This window comes from Nostoc sp. CMAA1605, assembly GCF_021596505.1.
Taxonomy (GTDB): Bacteria; Cyanobacteriota; Cyanobacteriia; order Cyanobacteriales; family Nostocaceae; genus Trichormus.
Genome location: NZ_PJIZ01000184.1, coordinates 1 through 3,298, shown reverse-complemented (window position 1 = coordinate 3,298; position 3,298 = coordinate 1). Strand labels below are relative to the sequence as shown.

Here is a 3,298-nt window from a genome sequence, read left to right as displayed (position 1 = left end):
GTACAGTTATTGACACGAGTCCAAGGAACCCCAGAACCCCGCCTGGCCGCCTTCGCCTCGGCAAACCACGCTTCTGTGCGGTCGCGCGCCCCTGCCCTGTCCAGCGGCACCGGCTGACCCTGCTTCAGACCCTTGACCACCCAGCGGAACACGCGCGAGATGAACGCCGCCCCGCGCCGCGCGTCCTCGACACCCCAGACCACTGCCCCGCCCTGCTCGCCGTAGCGCGATTCCGGCGCCGGCTCAGGCACGCCGCGCACCGGGCACCACCGTTCGCCTGGCCGCGTTTTCGCGAGCACCAGCGCCAGCGATTTCCGATCCACCATCGGCCCGCCCTGAATGCGGATGTATCCGGCCCAGTCGCCCGCGTCCGCCGCCTCGACCGCCCCGGCCATCGCATCGGACATGCGGTCAGCGACCCGCACGCGGCGCAGTTCGCGCCACACGCCGACAGGCGCACCGCCCAGCTGCTGAAACTGCCGGATTCCCCACGTCGCCGCCCATGCATCGATCCGCTGCGCGCCTTCCACGGCGTCCTGCCCGTATAGGTCGCGCTGCACTTGATAGCCATCGATGTTTTTCGAGATGTACTTGGCGATATAGCCCGCCGCGCTGCGCGCTTCGCTCATTTCCACCGAAACGAACTTGACCCGGTTTCGGTACGCCCCCGGCTCTCTGCGGTCATGGCGAAACAGGAAGTACAGCCGCGCGGCCTTGCGTGCGGTCGCTACCGCCTCAGCCGGCATGAACAGCAGCACGTGCCAGTGCGGGCAGCCGTCGTGATGCGGCTCCGCCACGCGGAATCCGTACCAGCGCACGCCTCGGCGCTGCATGAAAGAGCGCAGCCGCGCCCATGACGCCGACAAGTGCCCCTGCGCATCCCTTGGCGACGCGCCTTGGAATCGCGGGTTTTCGGAGCCATCGACGGCGCGGCGCGCGTGAAATCGCGACGGACATGTCAGCGTCCAGAACTCGGCCACGTGGCCCAGTCCGCGCGCTACCGCCTCGAATCCGGATATTCGCGTCATCAGTTCGGCGCGGCGGATGCGCGGGCATGCGTTCGACCGCTCCGCCAGTTCGGCCAGCGTGAATTCGTTGCCGTGCTGATTCTCGACCTTCACCGCCGCCAGCGTCGCAGCGTTGCGCCGCCGCTGCTCTTGCCGGCGCTGCACATTCACGTCCGAGACGTACTTCTCCGCCTTCGCATGCACGTAGCCGAAGCCGATTGCGTGACTCTCGATTTTCCGGCCGTGCTCGCGGCGCAGCTGGCGCCGCCACCAGAGCGGGCACGTCATGCGGGCAATCGCGCCGCGCGCGTCATCCACGTCCGGAGGCCGGCAACCTCGCCCCCTGACGTAGCGCTCTGCTGCTTCACGGTATGAGTCCAGATCACGCGCCGACTCGCCGGCAGTGCGCATGCACTCGAGCGCCAGCCGATCAGCCGCCGCCCTCACATCGGCATCACCGGCCGACAGCGGCAGCACCAGCGCGCCCAGCGATTCCGAGATTTCCCGAAGCCACGTGTTGGCCGCGAACTCGCTTACCTTCGCCCGGGTGCGCGCATACGCCTTTTCCAGCCGGCGGCGCCACTGCACCGGCACGCGGCCGGCGTGGTGCTCGAACCATGCGGCATCGTATGACGGCGTCCCCGGCCGCAGCCGGAAGCCGGACGGCGTTGTCAGCTGCACACCGGCACCTTGAACGACATGCCCCGCACGATTTCGACCATCGCACGGATTGCCATCTGCACGTCCTCTACGGCATCCGCCGGCAGATCGGCCCAGCGCATCGCGGCCATGGTCTGATCCAGGCACGCGACGCGCAGCACTGCCGCCCGCCTGCATTCGTCCATCGCGTCCCAGACCGCCGCCCGGCGCGCATCGGCCGACGCCGCCGCCGCCCGCATGCGCTGAATCGCGGATTCCGCGAACTCGGCCGCCGTGCTCATATCGGATCACGCCACATCAGGAACAGGCCGCGCGACAACCTGAAATTCTTGTACGGCCTCACAAAGCAACCATCCCGCCTGTAGGCCCGCCGCTGCAGCCTTCGCTGGCGCGAATTTCCGGACAGGCCAACCAGCTCTTGACACCACCCTATCGGCTTCATTCCGGCGCCCCCGGCTTGCGCTTCGGCTTCGGACGCGGCGCAGTTTCGTTCGGGTGCGTGATGCAGTTGATGACCTGTCCTTCGGCCGTGATGACCATCACCGCGTCCGGCTCATCCCAGCAGGGTTGCCACTCGTTCGCCACGGCGGCCGACGTGCAGCCGGACAGGATCAGCAGCACCAGCAGCAGGCCTGCCAGCACGATGCAGCCATCGACCATGGCGGCCCGGGCCGATTGATCGAGGTGCGCGCTCATTTGCGACCCCAGTCGCATGACATTGCCGCTTTTCTCTCGCCGTCGATTACTGCGCAGCGTGTGCCGTCTGACAGGACTTTTTCCGAAATCTCGGCCGCCACGCGCACGTTCATCCGCGCCGTTACCTCACCCGGCGTATTGACTCTCTCGCATCCTGAGACAAAGAACGCCGACCACATCACCCCGATTACAACCACGACGAAGGCGCGGGCACTCACAGCGGCAACCCCACTTGACGCGCCGCGATTTCGCGGCGGCTCTGCTCGGCCTCTACGGCCGCGAGCGCCTTGTCGCCGGCATCGCGGATCGCGCGCCATTCGTGCGGCAGGATTTCAAGACTGCCCAGCACCTCACCTTCCACGGCCATTTCGGCCAGCACACGGCCGCCGCGTTCATGCACGGCCGACAGGATGAGGTTGCAGCCCTCATACGACAGATTCAGTTCCATGGATTCCCCCTACAGGATTCCGGGTTTCAGGCTTCGACGGGATGCACCCGGCGGAGGCCCCGGAACGGTAGGAGGATCGTGCGAAGCGCCTGTCCGTCCGGGTGCGCTATCAAGGTAGTGCAGAGCCTGTTGACATGTCAACACACTCTGCACGTAGCGTAGCTGTTGTCGTTTCGTTACCGTAGGGGAGCGTTACCGTAGGAGGGACGAACTTGAACACCACCATCACACTGCTGGACCGATTGCGGGCAGAGACCCCGCTGAAGTCGGACTACGCCATTTCCAAGGAACTCGGCACCACTCGGCAGGCTGTCAGCCACTACCGCAGCGGCCGCAGCCAGATGGACACGGACGGCCTGTTTCACGTCGCCGGACTGCTGGGCATGTCCCACTCCGAGACGCTGGCCGCACTTGCCAGCATCGAGGCGGAGCGCGCAAAGGACGATCAGACGCGCGCCCGGTGGATCGAGCGGCTCAAGAAACTGGG

Annotated in this window: 5 protein-coding genes; 1 reads left to right on the top strand and 4 read right to left on the bottom strand. The window is 66.6% G+C overall.

Annotation, left to right across the window (positions count from 1 at the left end; all coding sequences use genetic code 11):
- From CV014_RS29670 to CV014_RS29655, 4 genes are all read right to left on the bottom strand, one after another.
- Nucleotides 1–1,688: replication endonuclease (locus CV014_RS29670; RefSeq protein WP_236145283.1), on the bottom strand; the 1,688-nt coding region annotated here is incomplete at its 3' end.
- A complete protein-coding gene (locus tag CV014_RS29665; protein WP_236145282.1) occupies nucleotides 1,679–1,948 on the bottom strand; it encodes a hypothetical protein in 270 nt (89 codons plus the stop codon). The genes CV014_RS29665 and CV014_RS29670, both read right to left, overlap by 10 nt.
- A 157-nt stretch (nucleotides 1,949–2,105) precedes the next feature.
- The gene (locus CV014_RS29660) at nucleotides 2,106–2,363 is read right to left on the bottom strand and encodes a hypothetical protein (protein ID WP_236145281.1); all 258 of its coding nucleotides are present in this window, start codon (nucleotides 2,361–2,363) and stop codon (nucleotides 2,106–2,108) included.
- A gap of 214 nt (nucleotides 2,364–2,577) precedes the next feature.
- Nucleotides 2,578–2,811 (bottom strand): hypothetical protein, encoded by a 234-nt coding sequence (locus tag CV014_RS29655; RefSeq protein WP_236145280.1) that lies wholly within the window; start codon nucleotides 2,809–2,811, stop codon nucleotides 2,578–2,580.
- A 212-nt stretch (nucleotides 2,812–3,023) separates the two neighbouring features.
- On the opposite strand from CV014_RS29655, the gene CV014_RS29650 reads away from it, so the two are divergent.
- On the top strand, nucleotides 3,024–3,298 hold a 275-nt coding region (locus CV014_RS29650), incomplete at its 3' end, for a hypothetical protein (protein WP_236145279.1).